The organism is Niabella insulisoli (assembly GCF_039652435.2).
In the GTDB taxonomy this organism is placed as follows: domain Bacteria; phylum Bacteroidota; class Bacteroidia; order Chitinophagales; family Chitinophagaceae; genus Niabella; species Niabella insulamsoli.
Window position 1 is genome coordinate 1717516 of the sequence record NZ_CP190246.1, and the last position, 15669, is coordinate 1733184.

A 15669-nucleotide genomic window follows, 5' to 3' on the forward strand; every position below is an offset into this window, starting at 1 on the left:
AATGTATTATAAAAAAAGCCGCTAAATTTTAGCGGCTTTTGTCTTTTTAAGATATGCTTCAAACTCGGAAAGGGTAAAGCTGCTTAAATTAAAGTGAGCGGTAAGCCCTCCTTTTTGAGCAGCAAGCACGCCATATTTTATATCCGACAATCCTTCGATGGAGTGGGCATCCGGGTTGATCGATAGCAACACATTTTTTTGCATAGCGTAATCAATCCACGACCAATCTAAATCTAACCGGTGTGGGTTTGCATTGATTTCAATAACGACATGATTAGCGGCGCAGGCGTCAATAATTTTCTCATGATTGAGCGGATACCCGTTGCGGCTAAGCAAAAGCCTGCCGGTGGGATGGCCTAAAATCGTGGTAAAAGGATTTCCGATGGCTTTAAGCAGGCGCTGCATCGCTTTTTCCTCGTTCATATAAAGGTTGCTGTGAACGGAAGCAATCACCAGATCGAAGGATCGAAGTATATCGTCGCTGTAATCGAGGCTTCCGTCATTTAAAATATCGCTTTCAATACTCTTAAATATTTTGAAGGGCGCTAGCTGCTGATTGAGCTGATCGATGTAAAGATGTTGCTCGCGAATCCGGTCTTCCGAAAGGCCATTGGCATAGGCGGCCGTTTTCGAGTGATCAGACATAACGAGATATTCAAAATTGTGGCTGATCAGTTCGCGCGCTAATTCTTCGATCGTATTAACACCGTCCGACCAGTTGCTATGGTTGTGAATAATGCCTTTGATATCCGCAAGCTCGATCATCTTCGGGAGATTGTTGGCGGCAGCTTGCTGCACCGCTGTTGCTGTTTCGCGGTAATAGGGAGGGATAAAGGCTAGATTCGCTTTTTTAAAAATATCAGTTTCGCTGACGAAGTTTTCCTTTTCGAGGTTTGTAGGCGCCGCATGCGCCCAAAATGATTCAAGGAATGCATCGCTGGCCGATGTTAAAAATTGGCGGGCATATATGTTGCCCTTTGCTAGCAACAGTTTAAGCTTTAGCCCGTTGGTTAATTTATAGACGATATAATCATCTGTCTCTTCGAGAAGCTCCGGCGGATAAGCTGTCTGGAACTTAGGCTTGATCGCTGCTTTGTCCGCGCTCACCACAAACTCCAGTTCATGAAGTGTGAGCAATTGCCGGCGATAGTCGCCTGTTGGCAACACATTCCCGGCTCCGAACATCTGCTCCAAATATTGCTGAACGGTCGGAAAAAGCGGCTCTATTTGAGCATATAAAAAATGACCCGCATGTTGGTTGTAAAATTGGATCGCTTCCAACACGTTGGCCTGCGTTTTAGCGCCAAATCCTTTATACCTCGTCAGCCGGTTTTCGTTGCAGGCGTATTCCAGTTCTCCAATAGACTGGATCCCCATTTCCTGCCACACGGTGTGAATTTTTTTCGGTCCGAGCCCTTTGATGCGCAGCATTTCGCGAACGCCGGCCGGCGTATTGTCTAACAATTGCTGTAACGCAGCCATTGACCCGGTGTCGAGCAGCTCGGCTATTTTGGCAGCAACGGCGGGGCCAAGGCCTTTGATGGAAGCGATGGAAGCCCGCTCTGTGTCGGCCAGCGGCTGTTCGAGCTTTTCAATATGGAAAGCGGCAATAGAATAGGTTTTTGATTTGAAACTGTTTTCGCCATGGATATCCATTAACCTGGACAACAGCGCAAAATGCTCAGCGATTTCTGCATTATTCATATTGCAAAATAAGCAATTACGCTACGGAATGCTCTCATTAGGGTGCAAAAAAAAACCCCCGTGAGGAGGTTTATAATTTTTTATAAGCGATTGCTTATTTTTTCTTTTTTGCTGCTGCCTTTTTAGGAGCTGCTTTTTTAGCTGCTGCTTTTTTGGGAGCTGCTTTTTTAGCTGCTGCTTTTTTAGGAGCTGCTTTTTTAGCTGCTACTTTTTTAGGAGCTGCCTTTTTTGCTGCCGCCTTTTTAGGAGCTGCTTTTTTAGCTGCCGCTTTTTTAGGAGCTGCTTTTTTAGGAGCTGCTTTTTTAGGAGCCGCTTTTTTAGCTGCTGCTTTTTTAGGAGCCGCTTTTTTAGCTGCTGCTTTTGCCATTTGAATTTGAATTTAATTGATTAGTAAATGGGTTGTCGAAAGTAAAATTAGACAAAAAAAAGCTTCCTGCAAATTTTTTTTCCACAAGTTGTCAAGGCATAGCAGGCGTTTATTAACAATCTAAGTATTGGGCAATAAAAAAAGGATAGCAGGCGCTATCCTTTCAAGTATCAATAAAATATATTCCTTAAGCCTGAACAGCCTCCGAAACAGAAACTACGGTTCTGTCTTTTCTACCTTTTTTGAATTCAACGATACCGTCAGCTAATGCAAACAAGGTAAAATCTTTACCTACGCCAACGTTGGATCCCGGATGATAAACCGTTCCGCGTTGACGAACAATAACGTTTCCTGCGATAGCAGGCTGACCACCGAATATTTTAACACCTAATCTTTTGCTTTCCGAGTCGCGGCCGTTTTTTACACTACCTTCGCCTTTCTTATGTGCCATGATTAATTATTTTGAAGTTGATATTGATAAAAGTTATTAAAGAAATAATTAAGCGATACCGGTAACTTTAATTTTTGTGTACGCAGTACGGTGGCCTTTCTTTTTATGAAATCCTTTTCTTCTTTTTGTTTTATATGCAATAACAGTATCGCCTTTAATGTGATCCACGATTTCAGCGCTCACTGTTGCTTTATTATCTGCCCCAACCGACAGTTTGCCATCGGCATGTACAAATAAAACATCCAGGTTGATGGAATCTCCCGCTTTCCCTTCTAAATGGGGAACGAATAATGTCTGATCCTTTTCTACCTTATATTGTTGGCCTGCTACTTTAATTACTGCTATCATCTTATTAAAATTAGGCGGCAAAGGTAATTAGAAATTCTGAAAAATTCAACAATAATTTATTTTTTACACAAATCCTTTTTTGTCAGGTAGGCGTAGCGGCTATTTTTGCCTAAATTTGAGTGCGACGCAGTTCTGTATAAATTTGTATAAGTTAATGAAAATCAAATCTTTTTTAGCAAAGCCCTTTGCCTCTATTGTTCACAAAAACATAAAGAAAGGAATGTTTACTGCGGTCGCAGATCAACAAACCATCTTCAAAAACCTGCTTAAGGTTGGCAAAAATACACAGTTTGGAAAAGATCACAAGTTCGACGATATAACTGCTTATAGCGAATTTGTCAACGCGGTTCCCGTCCGTGATTATGAAGCGCTGGCTGCTTACATTCAACTCATCAAAGAAGGAAAGCATAATGTACTTTGGAAGGGCGTTCCCATTTATTTTGCGAAAACATCGGGTACCACCAGCGGAACGAAATATATACCGATTACGAAAGATTCGATAGGCAATCACATTAACTCAGCCCGCAATGCGCTGCTTTGTTATATGGCCGAAACGGGCAACACGCAGTTCGCGGATGGTAAGTTAATTTTCCTCAGCGGCTCTCCCGTTTTGGAAAGGGTGGGAGGCATACCTACCGGCCGGTTGAGCGGCATTGTGAACCATCATATTCCTAAATATTTAAGAAAAAACCAGCTGCCCGACTATGAAACCAATTGCATAGAAGATTGGGAAACCAAATTGAACCAAATCGTGAATGAAACGATCGACCAGAATATGACCCTCATTAGTGGCATTCCGCCATGGATGCAGATGTATTTTGATGAGCTGATCAAAAGGACCGGCAAACCTGTCGGTGAAATTTTCCCCAATTTCTCAGTGATGGTGTATGGCGGTGTAAATTTCGAGCCCTACAAAGCCAAGTTATATCAAAGCATTGGAAGAAAAGTGGATGGCATCGAAACCTTTCCCGCGTCAGAAGGATTTTTTGCTTTTCAGGATAGCCAAACCGAACCGGGCCTGCTTTTGAACACCGACAGCGGCATCTTTTTCGAGTTTATACCCGAAGAGGAGATCGGCAGCGAAAACCCCAAACGTTTGTCGTTGGGCGATGTAAAGACCGGGGTGAATTATGCTTTAATTATCAATAGCAATGCGGGCTTATGGGGCTATGATATTGGTGACATGGTAAAATTTGTGTCTACCGATCCATACCGGCTGGTGGTAACGGGCCGTACCAAACACTATATTTCCGCCTTCGGAGAACATGTGATCGGCGAAGAAGTGGAGTATAGCCTGATGAAAGCTGCGCGCGAAGAAAGTGTTCATATCACGGAGTTTACAGTGGCTCCTTATGTGAACGAGGGCGAGGGCAAAAGTTATCACGAATGGTTTATTGAGTTTGATAATATGCCTGATAATATGGAACGGTTTTCTCAAAAGGTGGACGTATATTTACGTGAGAAGAATGTTTATTACGACGATTTGATCGCAGGAAATATTCTGCAAACGCTGAAGATTACGCCAGTGAAGAAAAATGGTTTTATTGAATACATGAAATCAGTAGGAAAGCTGGGAGGGCAAAACAAAGTGCCCCGCCTGAGCAACGATCGCAAGATTGCAGAAAACCTGAGCCGCTGGGCACAACCGGCATTAAATAATTAAGCCTTTGGCATTCTTTCTGTAAATATATCACCACCATTTTGTTAGTTTTGAAATTATGATTAAACGGATCGGCATTTTTGGTTCAACCGGATCAATAGGTAAACAGGCGCTGGAAGTGATTAGAGACAATCCCGATAAATTTTCTGTGGAAATTTTAACGGCCAATAATAATTATGAAATGTTGGTGGAGCAGGCTTTGGAATATGACCCCAACATTGTCGTAATTGGAGAGAAAAAACTGTATGAAAAGGTAAAAGGAGAGCTATCGGGTACCGACATCAAAGTGTTTGCTGGCGAAGAAGCGATCGAAGAGGTAGCCGCCATGGATTGCTACGACATGATGCTCGCTGCCATCGTGGGTTTTGCAGGACTCAAACCCACCCTGCGCGCTATCGAAAATAAAAAAGCCATCGCGCTTGCCAATAAAGAAACCCTGGTGGTTGCGGGCGATATTGTAATGGATCTGGCGGTTGAAAACCAGGTGCCGATTATTCCCGTCGATTCGGAACATTCGGCCATTTTTCAGTGCCTGGTTGGAGAGGCACGCAATAAAATTGAAAAAATTTATCTTACTGCGTCCGGCGGCCCATTTCTGGGAAGAAAGCCAAACTTTCTCGTCAACGTGAAGCGCGAGCATGCGCTGCAACATCCCAACTGGCAAATGGGTGCGAAGATTTCTATTGATTCAGCAACGCTAATGAATAAAGGCCTGGAGATGATCGAGGCCAAATGGCTTTTCAATCTTGAACCCGATCAAATTGAAGTGTTGGTGCATCCGCAAAGCGCCATTCACAGCCTTGTTCAGTTTGAGGATGGCAGCTTGAAAGCCCAATTGGGCGTGCCTGATATGCGTTTACCGATACAGTATGCCATGGCTTTTCCTTACCGCCTGCCCAACGATTACACCAGGTTTAGCTTCAAGAAGTTTAGCTCTTTTACTTTTGAAGAACCCGATTTGCGTACTTTCAGAAATTTGGCTTTATCGATTGAGGCGCTGCAAAAAGGAGGTAATTTGCCCTGCATTATGAACGCTGCTAATGAAATCGCCGTGTATGCGTTTTTGAGAAACCGGATTGGCTTTTTGGAAATGACCGATGTGATTGAATCCGTCATGCAGAAAGTGCCATTTATGGAGAAACCTTCTTTTGAAGATTATCTCAACAGCGATGCCGAAGCCAGAAGCCTCGCCGCTGATATTATCCAGCTTTAATACCTTTTTCATGCACGTAATTGTTGCCGCTCTGGCACCATTATTTTAAAATTAACTCCAGATGAAAAAAAGAATGCTCGGGCTTTTTTTATGCTTACCTTTTTTTGCTGCAAAGGCGTGGGCCGCCAAAGTAGATACGGTGTTGACACATAGCGCCATCATGAAAAAAGATATAAAGGCGGTGGTTATTACCCCTGACGACTATAACAAATCAGAAAAATATCCGGTTGTTTATTTGCTGCATGGTTACAGCGGCAATTACGCCAATTGGGCCAAAGCCGCTGACGTACTCAAATCAGCCGATCTTTATCAGCAAATTGTGGTATGCGCCGATGGAGGTTTCAGCAGTTGGTATTGGGATAGCCCGGTCGACGCTTCCATGAAATACGAAACCTATGTGTCAAAAGAATTAGTGGATTGGATCGATAGCCGCTATGCGACCATTTCAAATTCGAAAGGCAGGGCCATTGCCGGGCTGAGCATGGGCGGCCATGGTGCCTTGTATCTGGCTATCAAACACCCGAACGTTTTTGGGGCTTGTGGCAGCCTGAGCGGCGGGGTCGATATCAGGCCTTTTCCTGATAATTGGGATATGTCGAAACGCCTCGGAAAATTTTCTGCGTTTCCCGATCGGTGGAATGAATATACCGTTATCAATCTTTTGCATCTTATTGAACCCAATTCCCTCAAGATCATCATCGACTGTGGCACGGAGGATTTTTTTTATAAAGTGAATGAAGCATTGCACGAAAAATTATTATATTTAAATATTCCGCACGACTATATCACACGCCCCGGGCGCCACAACTGGCCCTATTGGGAAAAGGCAATCGGCTATCAACTTTTATTTTTCCATCAATTTTTTACTCAGCCCTCTTGAGTTTTTTTGGTTTGTTGCGATTCTTTTGCCTGATACTAAATTTGCTGCACAGTATTTGATGCGTCAAGTATGCATTAAATAATCAGATAACTATTAAACGTTTACAAGTTATCTTAGATCAAAATATATATACTAAATATTCTGCTGATGTTAGAGAATGGCTTTGAAAGACTGGTGACGGTTATGGATACCCTTAGGGAAAAATGTCCGTGGGATCAAAAGCAAACCATACAGTCGTTACGGCAGATGACGTTGGAAGAAACCTACGAGCTTACAGATGCCATTTTAGAAGAAAACTGGGCGGATATAAAAGAAGAGCTCGGTGATCTGCTCCTGCATATTGTTTTTTATTCAAAAATAGCTTCAGAGAAGAAACAGTTTGATATTCACGACGTCGCGCATTCCATCTGCGAAAAACTGATTAAAAGACATCCGCATATTTATCCAGCGGAAGAGGTAAATCCACAGTTGATTGAAGTGCAATCGGCAGAAGATGTAAAAAAGAATTGGGAGCAAATCAAACTAGGGGAAGGGAAGCGCTCGGTTTTAAGCGGCGTTCCCAATAGTTTACCGAGTGTTGCCAAAGCCATGCGCCTACAGGAAAAGGCCAAGCAGGTGGGCTTTGAATGGAGCCACAAGGAGGATGTTTGGAGGAAAGTCGAAGAGGAAATGAAGGAGTTGTCTGAGGCTGTTGAAGGCGGTGACCAACTGCACCAGGAAGAAGAGTTGGGAGATTTGATGTTTTCGATTATTAATTATGCAAGGTTTTTAAATATTGATGCCGATGCGGCCCTTGAACGGACCAACAAAAAATTTAAACGGCGTTTTACGGAAATGGAAAATATGGCGCGGCAGCAAGATAAAAGTTTGAGGGATATGACGCTTGATGAAATGGATAAGATCTGGAATTTAGTAAAAGCCGGCGGTTAGAAATGCATAGTGTGCTAAAAAATAAGAATTTTTGGAGCTACGTCATTCTCGTCGCGGCGATATTTTTGTTTGCCTGCTCCTTCATCTTTCAATCGCTATCCTACAACCGGTCTTCTTTCGCCCAGCAGGTGAAATCGCTTGAAAAGCAAATTCATAAGCAACAGCAGGACGTGAAGATGGTTTTGGAAGACACCGCTTTGATAAGCCGTTTTAACTCGGGTCGCGCTACCCAGGCTGATCTCGATTTCCTTTATAAAAAGCCCTATTTTTTTTATCTCTACGGAACGGCAGGTACAACGCGTTATCTAAAATTTTGGAACACTGCGGTCACCATCATTCCCGACAGTATTATTAACAATGGTAAGTCTGAGGAATTTTTACGGCTTTCAAACGGGTATTATTTTATTAAAAAAAGCGGATATAAAAACAAAGATGGCTTGAAAGTGTGTTACGCCATCCTTATCAAATCGCAGTTTTTTATCACGTCGGATAATTTCAAAGAATCTTACCCACTCAACACCGGGCTTGACGACATTGCTGAGATAAGCGACACGCCTACTTCGGATGTTGTAAGGTCCCTTTCGGGAAAAGTACTTTTTTATTTAAAGCAAAAGCCCGGCACTATCTCCGAAACGGATGATTACGGATTTGTGATCCTCAGATTAATCAGCTTCTTCTTTATTTTTCTTGCCATTTATTTTATTCTTTTTAAAAGCGTTGTAAGAAAGTACAAATTCGCAGATATACCATTTTTTATTGCCTGCCTGCTGTTGTTTCGCATTTTGCTATACTTGTTTAGCGACTTGTTCCAGTTGCAACAGCTCGAGCTGTTCAATCCTGCTTTGTACGAAGCAGGCCGCATGCTGCCGAGCTTAGGTGATTTGTTGATCAGCAGTGCATTGTTTTGCTGGTTCGGTATTTTTATCTGGAATCGCATTAAACCCGACGGGTCGGAGCCGCCTAAGCCGCAAAAGGGGCACGTACAGTGGATCAAAGGGATTCTTTACATTTTCTTTCTCTTGTTGCTGACGTTCACCACGGTCAACGTGATCAGGAGTATCGTTGCGCGTTCGCAGGTTTCATTTGACGTGACCAATTTCTTTAGCCTAAGCTTTTTCACAGCCGTAGGGTTTGTAATCCTGGCTTTTCTGTCGTTGGGCTTTCACTATTTTTCGCGCATTATTTATAATTATCTATTCCCATCTTTTGCAGGCCGCGTATATTATATCTACCTGTTGATTGCTGTATTAGGGTTGTCATATATTGCCATTTCATCCACGCACTCTATCAAACTCTATCTTTTCTGCCTGTCGTGGCTGTTGCTTTATACTTTTTTATTCAACAATGAGACAGCGCTTAACCGGCTGATTCGCTTTAATATTTCCGGCATTGTTATCTGGATTTTTATTTTTTCAATCAGTATATCCGTGTTGATGCTCGCCGAAATAAACAAAGCCGAGTTGGCCCAGCGGAAGCTTTACCTTGAAAAACTTGAAACCAAGAGCAACCCATCCACCGAGCGCCTCGTGGTTATGGCCAATACCTATTTGGATAACGATTTTTTCCAGGATAATTTTCACCGGTTGTACGACAAAACGCAAAACCAATTTCTACGGGACAGTATTTTGTCAACCAATTACTATCGCTATCTCAGGGAGTATGCGGGTAGTATTTATTTTTTTGACAGCACGCATCAGCCGTTATTTAATCCCGGCGCGCTCACTTACGAATCTATCAATACCATCATCAGCCGGCAGTCGGACTCGACTGGTTTGCCCGACCTCTATATTTATGAAGCTTCATATGGCAACTTCGCTTATATTACTTATCGAACGATTAAGGACGATGCCGGCCAGCTCGTGGGAAATGTTTGTATTATCTCCCAGCCGAAGAAGTTCTCATCGGTTGATATCAGTCCGGAGTTATTTCGCCAGTACCACGATTGGGAATTTTATAATTCGCCGGTCTATAGCTACGCGATCTATTCAGATAAATTATTGGTTTCGTCATCAAAAAAATATCCATTTACCTACAGCCTGGTACAATCGCAAATACCCAAAACGACTTTTGAATTAAGAAATAATAATGGCTACAGCGAACTTTGGTATCGGCCAAGCGCGAATAAAGTGATCGTGATGACGCGTAAGAACGAACGTGTCCTTGAGACGATTACCTTGTTTTCTTATATTTTTTGCGCTTTTCTTTTTTTGGTAGCGCTGATTCAGCTGATGTCTAATTTGTTGAACTTGATTCTCAATAAAAGCCTCCTGAAGAAGCGGCTTCAATTCTCCACAAGCATTCGCGGGCAGATCCACAACACATTTATCCTGATTACGCTGTTGTCATTCCTTGTAATCGGTATTGCCACGATCTCATTTTTTATTCAGCGCTTTGAAGATTCTAATGCCGAGCATCTTGGCCGGACAATGAATATAATGGTGAATGAAATGCAATCGCGAAAGGAAATTGGCTCTCTGGTTTATGAACAGGCGGACACCTTAAACTCGCAGCGACTGGAAGATATCATCAAGCGGGTGGCGGATATTCACGGGGTGGATGTTAATATTTACAATTTTAAAGGCGCTTTGCTCGCCAGCAGCCAGCCCGATTTGTACAGGAAGGGAGTTTTGAGTACGCAAATTGATCCGCGCGCTTATTATTATCTGTTGAGGTTGCGCCGCATTGAGCATACGCAGAAGGAAAAGGTTTCCGAGCTGAAGTACACTAATATGTATGCGCCGCTGAGAAATGATGCGGGCTTTTTCTACGCCTATCTCAGCATTCCTTATTTTACTTCCGAAAAGGTATTGAACGAGGAAATATCACGCTTCCTCGTCACGCTTATTAATTTAAACGCTTTTATATTTTTGATTACCGGGCTGGTCGCGCTTTTGATCACTAACCGTGTTACCCACTCATTCGCGTTGATACGCGACAAGCTTATGCAGGTCAATCTGTCCAAGAATAACGAAATGATCGTTTGGGAAAAAAATGATGAAATCGGAAGCCTGGTAGCGGAGTACAACAAAATGGTTACAAAACTACAGATCAGCGCTAATGCCCTTGCAAAATCGGAACGGCAGGAAGCCTGGCGTGAAATGGCGCGGCAGGTCGCCCATGAAATCAAAAATCCGCTGACACCGATGAAGCTGAGCCTGCAGTATCTGCAAAAGGCAATTAATAATGATAGCCCTAACGTTCAGCAGCTGACTTTCAATGTTTCAAAAACATTGGTAGAGCAGATCGACCATTTATCGAAGATTGCGGCTGACTTTTCCCAGTTTGCAAACATCAACCAGGTGAAAACAGAAGTGTTTGACCTGCATGAAGTGATTCAACCGCTGATCGTTATTTACAGTAAAAATCCAGAAGTAGAATTGACCTGGCAACCCTTATCGCAGCCCATTCTGGTTTTCGCTGACAAAACCCAAATGAACAGGGTGTTCACCAATTTATTTGGGAACGGCATAGAAGCCGCTCGTCCAGACATATCATTCAAAATGAGTGTGACTGAAAAGATAGAAGGTAATAATGTGTACGTTACGGTAACGGATAACGGTGTGGGCATCAGCGAAGAGATGCTAAGCAAAATCTTCACGCCGAATTTCACAACGAAAAGTTCGGGCACAGGCCTTGGTTTGGCCATGTGTAAAACCATTATCGAACAAGCCGGAGGCGAGATATCATTCAATACCCATGTAAACGTGGGTACTTCTTTCCAAATTAAGATGCCGCTGGCTTAGAGGGGTGCATGACATCAAAAAAGCCAGCTGAATAATCAACCGGCCTTTTATAATTGAGTTCTGAAATTCTTAGTTGTTCAAAGAATCAACCGCAGCAGCAGCAGCAGAATCAACTGTAGCAGCAGCAGAGTCGATAGTAGCTTGAGCTGAATCAGCAGTAGCTTCAACAGCAGCGTCTAAAGAATCAGCAGTAGCTTCAGCACTTTCAGTTTCAGCACTGTTACAAGCCGCGAAAGAAACAGCGATCAGAGCAATTGCGAATAATTTTTTCATGATTGTTTTTTTTGTTTTAAAATTATAATTTGAAGATTAATACCGAAAACACAAAGAGGTAACCCAAAAACAAAAAATAATTTCAAATTTTTTTTTATTGACAATCAGTTTTTTATGATTTAATAAATTAAAAATCTATTTAATTTTTAAAAATTCTGGACTTAATGCGTCAAAAATGGTGCGATTGGTTTCATTTTCGGTGGCAAGATCGTGTAAAGTTATCTTTTCAAGCAGCGAGTTTACTGTCATTTGAATCATTTGCCATAGCGATCGCGACGAGCAATCTACCGAACTGGTACAAAATCGCATGACAGCGCCATTTTCATCCGTGAATTCTTTATCAAGCGGCGTACCCAGCGCTTCCAAAACGTTTTTGATAATAATTTCGGTGGCTGGTTTGGCCAAAACGTATCCGCCCTTGTTACCGGGTGTACTTCTTATAAAATTTGCCATGCGCAATAAGCGAGTTAGCTTGGCAATATAATGCTGGCTGAGCTGCTCCGTCTCGCTCAATTGCGGAATACTCATGCCGTCCTGGTCTTTGCAGGACGCAATGCGTATCAGTATTCTTAAGCCATATTCTTCCTGTGCAGTGATTTTCATGAGTTTCCTTTTATAGTTTTCTGCAAAGACAATTTATTTTGAACATTTACATAAAGCCGAGTTCGAGTTGAGCAGCTTCACTCATCATCGATTTGTTCCACGGCGGATCCCAGGTGACGGTCACCAAAACGTCTGAAACGCCCTCAATTGCTCTTACTTTTTCGTCCACCTCCATGGGCAGGCTTTGCGCCGCCGGGCAGCCGGGCGCGGTAAGCGTCATCAGCACAAACACGTTGCCGCCTTCATTAACTTCCACTTTATAAATCAGCCCCAGTTCAAAAATATTCACCGGAAGCTCGGGGTCGAAAATGGTTTGAAGCACTTCGACCACTCTGTTTTCTATTTCAGATTCGTTCATGATCTGCTATTTTAAAAATCCCGAAGCTTTAGTTTTGCCTGAGGCTGTAAGCCAGGGCATAATGTTTCATTTGTTTTACCATTGCCAACAACCCGTTTGAGCGCGTTTGTGCCAAATGGCTCGTCATGCCGATCTTATTGATAAAATCCATTTTTGCAGCGAGAATTTCTTCCGGCGAATGGCCGCTCAACACGCGGATTAGCATACTGATCAGGCCTTTTACTATCACCGCGTCGCTCTCCGCCTGGAAAAATACTTTACCATCGCGATAGTCAGCGACCAGCCATACCGTTGATTGACAACCCTTCACTTTGTTCTCATCTTTTTTAAATTCGTCGGGTAGGGGCGGCAACTTTTTCCCCAGGTCAATAATATACTCATATTTATCATCCCAACTATCAAAAAGTGCAAAATCTTCTACTATTTCCGTTTCTGTTTGTTCAATTGTTTTCATCATGAGTCGAATTTTATCGCAGCACTTTTACCGCTCTGTTCAAAGCTTCCATCATCAGGTCAATTTCTTCCGTGGTATTGTATAGCGCGAATGACGCTCGTATGGTTCCCGGAATGCAAAAATGATTCATCAGTGGCTCGGCGCAATGGTGTCCCGTGCGCACGGCGATACCGCGGTTGTCTAAGAGAACGCCGATGTCTTGCGGATGAACACCTTCGATGACGAAAGAAACCACACTCACTTTGTGATCGTTATCGCCTATGACCTTCAGCCCTTCAATCTCTTTCAATTTTTTTGTGGCATGCGCCAAAAGCATATCCTCGTGGCGACGGATATTTTCTTTCCCAATTTTATTGATATAATCGATCGCGGGTTTCAGCGCTATGGCATCTGCAATATTCGGCGTGCCGGCTTCAAATTTATAAGGAAGATCGTTGTAAGTTGTCTTTTCAAAAGTTACTTCCCTGATCATTTCTCCGCCTCCCGCAAAAACAGGCATTGTTTGCAGCAACTCTTTTTTTCCGTAAAGAATGCCCATGCCCGTAGGCCCGAGCAATTTGTGGGAAGAGAAGGCAAAAAAGTCGCAATCCAGATCCTGCACATCAATGTCCAAATGCATGGCGCTTTGCGCGCCGTCGATCAGCACTACAGCGCCTTTTGCATGGGCTTTTTGGATAATCGTTTTTACGGGATTGACCGTTCCCATTGCATTAGACACATGATTTACCGCAACGAGCTTCGTTCGGTCGCTGAGCAAGTTTTCAAACTCGTCCATCAGCAACTCACCGTTGATATTTACCGGGATGACTTTTAAACGGGCCTTATTTTGCTCGCAGATAATTTGCCAGGGAACAATATTCGAGTGGTGCTCCATTCCGGAAATGATCACTTCATCGCCTTCCGCCAGGTTTTGCTTTGCCCAGGTATAAGCGACCAAATTGATGCTCTCGGTGGTGCCGCGTGTGTAAATGATTTCTTCCCGCGACTGCGCATTGATAAAGCTTTTAACCGCATCGCGCGTCGCCTCAAAATCAGCTGTGGCTTCCTCGGCTAACGAATGGATGCCACGATGAACATTGGCGTTATTGTAGCTGTAATAATGGACCAGCGCATCAATCACCGATTGGGGTTTTTGAGAAGTGGCGGCATTATCAAAATATACCAAAGGATAGCCTTTCACCTTCCGGTTCAAAATTGGAAAATCTTTCCGGATGCTTTCTATATCATAACCTTTAAAGGTTGCTTCAATTGTTGTATTCATCATCGCACTACTTTGATGTCATTCAAAGCAAGACCGGGAAACGGACATGCATTTCCCGGATTATTTTTGATGACACTTTATTTTATAAATTCAACTTCTTAACCACCAACGCATCGACAAAGCTTTGAACATTTTCATGCTTGATCTTTGCCAGCACATCAAGCGCAAAGCCGTGCAACAGGAGGGAAGTAGCTGTTTTTTCTTCAATACCCCTTGAGCGCATATAAAAAAGCGCGTCTTCATCTAAGCGGCCTACCGTACAGCCATGCGAACATTTTACATCATCCGCAAAAATTTCCAGTTGGGGCTTGGTATTAACGCTGGCGTTTTCTGATAAAAGAATATTACGGTTGCTTTGATAGGCATTTGTTTTTTGAGCGATCTGGCGAACGAAAATCTTTCCGTTAAAAACCCCGGTTGAATGCCCGTCAAGTACGCCTTTATAAAGTTCGTTGCTGAGGCAATTAGGTTCGCGGTTATCAACCACTGTATGGTTGTCAATATGAGTTTGATTGTCGCCCAGGTAGAGCCCGTACATATTGGCTTCGCTGTAGGATGCGCTCATTACCATGTTCAGGTTATTGCGGATCAATCCTCCATTGAGGCACACCGTAACAACGTTGGCGACGCTTTTACCAATTTGATGAACATGCGTGGTGCTTACCACTTTCGAGTTAGGCCCGTCGTTTTGAATTTTATATAAATCCAGAACCGCATCTTTTTCTACCACAAGTTCGATGACCTGGTTGGTAAAGCTTTCGTCAGAACCGATGGTTACGAAGGTCTCCACGATCTGCACTTGCGCATTCTCGGCCAAATGAACCAGGCAGCGCGGCTGCGCAAAGATGGCGCCGTTGCGGGCGTCTGTAATATTGTACAGATAAACCGGGTGGCTCGCCGTTTTGCTTTTGAAAACATGAACAAATACGCCTTCCTGTATAAAAGCAGTGTTTAATGCATTGATGCCGTCTTTATGATAAGCTGCACTGTGGCCCAAATGATCTTTTACGATCTGCCCGTATTGCTCGTGCGCCGTGGCTTCCTGAAGGGAAATAATTTCCAGTTCCTCCGAGCGCGTATGCGATAGCTCGGGGTGTAGGTGGCCGTTTACAAAGACAATTAAATTAGCATCTTCGTGGCCAGGAAGTTGCAATTCTTCAAGATCCGCAGCCGAAAACTGTTGTTCTTTTAAGTCTTTTGTAAAATGATAATCCTTATTGAAAAAATCGTTAATACGCGTGTACTTCCACTCTTCGTGCTTCACGGTGGGAATACCTGTTTGTTCGAATTCCCTAAACGCCTCATCTCTCACATCTTTGATATGATTGTCCACAGGATTTTCCTGAAGTTGTTGAAACCGTTCTTTAAAATATGATATTGTATCCATTGAATTGATCTGATAATTTGTTGATATACTAAAACTG

At 43.1% G+C, this 15669-nt stretch carries 15 protein-coding genes; 5 read left to right on the forward strand and 10 right to left on the reverse strand.

Features of this window, described 5'->3' with window-relative positions; translation table 11 throughout:
* Positions 1 to 21: 21 nt before the first annotated feature.
* The 4 genes from ABDK00_RS07375 to rplU form a co-directional block, all read right to left on the reverse strand.
* A complete protein-coding gene (locus tag ABDK00_RS07375; RefSeq protein ID WP_346239521.1) occupies positions 22 to 1704 on the reverse strand; it encodes a helix-hairpin-helix domain-containing protein in 1683 nt (560 codons plus the stop codon).
* Positions 1705 to 1798: 94 nt separating this feature from the next.
* The gene (locus ABDK00_RS07380; RefSeq protein WP_346239522.1) at positions 1799 to 2071 is read right to left on the reverse strand and encodes a hypothetical protein; all 273 of its coding nucleotides are present in this window, start codon (positions 2069 to 2071) and stop codon (positions 1799 to 1801) included.
* Positions 2072 to 2258: 187 nt separating this feature from the next.
* The gene (gene rpmA, locus ABDK00_RS07385) at positions 2259 to 2522 is read right to left on the reverse strand and encodes a 50S ribosomal protein L27 (protein ID WP_346239523.1); all 264 of its coding nucleotides are present in this window, start codon (positions 2520 to 2522) and stop codon (positions 2259 to 2261) included.
* Positions 2523 to 2570: 48 nt separating this feature from the next.
* Complete coding sequence (rplU, locus tag ABDK00_RS07390) at positions 2571 to 2870, reverse strand: 50S ribosomal protein L21 (protein ID WP_346239524.1); 300 nt, start codon at positions 2868 to 2870, stop codon at positions 2571 to 2573.
* Positions 2871 to 3024: 154 nt separating this feature from the next.
* Here rplU and ABDK00_RS07395 point away from each other — a divergent pair, with 154 nt between their 5' ends.
* The 5 genes from ABDK00_RS07395 to ABDK00_RS07415 all read left to right on the forward strand — a co-directional run bounded on the left by ABDK00_RS07395 (position 3025) and on the right by ABDK00_RS07415 (position 11296).
* Positions 3025 to 4533 carry a GH3 auxin-responsive promoter family protein gene (locus ABDK00_RS07395; protein WP_346239525.1) on the forward strand — a complete coding sequence of 503 codons (1509 nt, stop codon included), beginning with the start codon at positions 3025 to 3027 and terminating at the stop codon, positions 4531 to 4533.
* Positions 4534 to 4588: 55 nt separating this feature from the next.
* Positions 4589 to 5743, forward strand: coding sequence for a 1-deoxy-D-xylulose-5-phosphate reductoisomerase (locus ABDK00_RS07400; RefSeq protein ID WP_346239526.1), 1155 nt, complete (start codon positions 4589 to 4591; stop codon positions 5741 to 5743).
* 61 nt (positions 5744 to 5804) lie between these two features.
* Positions 5805 to 6623, forward strand: a complete 819-nt coding sequence (locus ABDK00_RS07405) for an alpha/beta hydrolase (RefSeq protein WP_346239527.1) — start codon at positions 5805 to 5807, stop codon at positions 6621 to 6623.
* A 147-nt stretch (positions 6624 to 6770) separates the two neighbouring features.
* Positions 6771 to 7553 carry a nucleoside triphosphate pyrophosphohydrolase gene (gene mazG, locus ABDK00_RS07410; protein ID WP_346239528.1) on the forward strand — a complete coding sequence of 261 codons (783 nt, stop codon included), beginning with the start codon at positions 6771 to 6773 and terminating at the stop codon, positions 7551 to 7553.
* 2 nt (positions 7554 to 7555) lie between these two features.
* The gene (locus ABDK00_RS07415) at positions 7556 to 11296 is read left to right on the forward strand and encodes a HAMP domain-containing sensor histidine kinase (protein WP_346239529.1); all 3741 of its coding nucleotides are present in this window, start codon (positions 7556 to 7558) and stop codon (positions 11294 to 11296) included.
* Between the two features lie 69 nt (positions 11297 to 11365).
* Here ABDK00_RS07415 and ABDK00_RS07420 read toward each other — a convergent pair whose 3' ends face one another.
* The 6 genes from ABDK00_RS07420 to sufD all read right to left on the reverse strand — a co-directional run bounded on the left by ABDK00_RS07420 (position 11366) and on the right by sufD (position 15632).
* The gene (locus tag ABDK00_RS07420) at positions 11366 to 11569 is read right to left on the reverse strand and encodes a hypothetical protein (RefSeq protein ID WP_346239530.1); all 204 of its coding nucleotides are present in this window, start codon (positions 11567 to 11569) and stop codon (positions 11366 to 11368) included.
* Between the two features lie 135 nt (positions 11570 to 11704).
* Positions 11705 to 12172: an Rrf2 family transcriptional regulator gene (locus tag ABDK00_RS07425; protein ID WP_346239531.1), complete on the reverse strand. Its 468-nt coding sequence runs from the start codon at positions 12170 to 12172 to the stop codon at positions 11705 to 11707.
* Between the two features lie 46 nt (positions 12173 to 12218).
* Complete coding sequence (locus ABDK00_RS07430; protein ID WP_346239532.1) at positions 12219 to 12530, reverse strand: DUF59 domain-containing protein; 312 nt, start codon at positions 12528 to 12530, stop codon at positions 12219 to 12221.
* A 28-nt stretch (positions 12531 to 12558) separates the two neighbouring features.
* Positions 12559 to 12987: a SufE family protein gene (locus ABDK00_RS07435; protein ID WP_346239533.1), complete on the reverse strand. Its 429-nt coding sequence runs from the start codon at positions 12985 to 12987 to the stop codon at positions 12559 to 12561.
* Between the two features lie 10 nt (positions 12988 to 12997).
* Positions 12998 to 14248, reverse strand: a complete 1251-nt coding sequence (locus ABDK00_RS07440; protein ID WP_346239534.1) for a cysteine desulfurase — start codon at positions 14246 to 14248, stop codon at positions 12998 to 13000.
* 79 nt (positions 14249 to 14327) lie between these two features.
* A complete protein-coding gene (sufD, locus tag ABDK00_RS07445) occupies positions 14328 to 15632 on the reverse strand; it encodes a Fe-S cluster assembly protein SufD (RefSeq protein ID WP_346239535.1) in 1305 nt (434 codons plus the stop codon).
* Positions 15633 to 15669 lie beyond the last annotated feature (37 nt).

Excerpts from the sequence above, each read along its gene's own strand:
- rplU (WP_346239524.1), bottom strand. The coding sequence starts at position 2,870 with ATGATAGCAGTAATTAAAGTAGCAGGCCAACAATATAAGGTAGAAAAG.
- mazG (WP_346239528.1), top strand. The coding sequence starts at position 6,771 with ATGTTAGAGAATGGCTTTGAAAGACTGGTGACGGTTATGGATACCCTT.
- rpmA (WP_346239523.1), bottom strand. The coding sequence starts at position 2,522 with ATGGCACATAAGAAAGGCGAAGGTAGTGTAAAAAACGGCCGCGACTCG.
- ABDK00_RS07380 (WP_346239522.1), bottom strand. The coding sequence starts at position 2,071 with ATGGCAAAAGCAGCAGCTAAAAAAGCGGCTCCTAAAAAAGCAGCAGCT.
- sufD (WP_346239535.1), bottom strand. The coding sequence starts at position 15,632 with ATGGATACAATATCATATTTTAAAGAACGGTTTCAACAACTTCAGGAA.
- ABDK00_RS07440 (WP_346239534.1), bottom strand. The coding sequence starts at position 14,248 with ATGATGAATACAACAATTGAAGCAACCTTTAAAGGTTATGATATAGAA.
- ABDK00_RS07425 (WP_346239531.1), bottom strand. The coding sequence starts at position 12,172 with ATGAAAATCACTGCACAGGAAGAATATGGCTTAAGAATACTGATACGC.
- ABDK00_RS07415 (WP_346239529.1), top strand. The coding sequence starts at position 7,556 with ATGCATAGTGTGCTAAAAAATAAGAATTTTTGGAGCTACGTCATTCTC.
- ABDK00_RS07420 (WP_346239530.1), bottom strand. The coding sequence starts at position 11,569 with ATGAAAAAATTATTCGCAATTGCTCTGATCGCTGTTTCTTTCGCGGCT.
- ABDK00_RS07375 (WP_346239521.1), bottom strand. The coding sequence starts at position 1,704 with ATGAATAATGCAGAAATCGCTGAGCATTTTGCGCTGTTGTCCAGGTTA.
- ABDK00_RS07395 (WP_346239525.1), top strand. The coding sequence starts at position 3,025 with ATGAAAATCAAATCTTTTTTAGCAAAGCCCTTTGCCTCTATTGTTCAC.
- ABDK00_RS07435 (WP_346239533.1), bottom strand. The coding sequence starts at position 12,987 with ATGATGAAAACAATTGAACAAACAGAAACGGAAATAGTAGAAGATTTT.
- ABDK00_RS07405 (WP_346239527.1), top strand. The coding sequence starts at position 5,805 with ATGAAAAAAAGAATGCTCGGGCTTTTTTTATGCTTACCTTTTTTTGCT.
- ABDK00_RS07430 (WP_346239532.1), bottom strand. The coding sequence starts at position 12,530 with ATGAACGAATCTGAAATAGAAAACAGAGTGGTCGAAGTGCTTCAAACC.
- ABDK00_RS07400 (WP_346239526.1), top strand. The coding sequence starts at position 4,589 with ATGATTAAACGGATCGGCATTTTTGGTTCAACCGGATCAATAGGTAAA.